This window comes from Pseudoalteromonas sp. T1lg23B (assembly GCF_002964665.1).
Taxonomy (GTDB): Bacteria; Pseudomonadota; Gammaproteobacteria; order Enterobacterales; family Alteromonadaceae; genus Pseudoalteromonas.
In genome coordinates, this window is sequence record NZ_PQBZ01000034.1 from 1,537,255 (window position 1) to 1,537,491 (window position 237).

Genomic DNA, 237 nt, shown 5'->3' on the forward strand with positions numbered 1-237 from the left:
AGCTAAACGTTGACGCTCGGCCTCTTCTGCGGCGGCTTGCTCCGCTTGTGCTTTCGCCTCGGCTTCTGCAGCTAATCGTTGACGCTCGGCCTCTTCTGCGGCGGCTTGCTCCGCTTGTGCTTTCGCCTCGGCTTCTGCGGCTAGTCGTTGACGCTCGGCTTCTTCTTCGGCGGCTTGCTCCGCTTGTGCTTTCGCCTCGGCTTCTGCGGCTAGTCGTTGACGCTCGGCTTCTTCTGC

1 protein-coding gene is annotated in these 237 nt (G+C 62.0%); it reads right to left on the bottom strand.

Going from position 1 to position 237, the window contains the following annotated elements; genetic code table 11:
- Positions 1 to 237: hypothetical protein (locus C2M32_RS20870; protein ID WP_234401310.1), on the bottom strand; the 237-nt coding region annotated here is incomplete at both ends.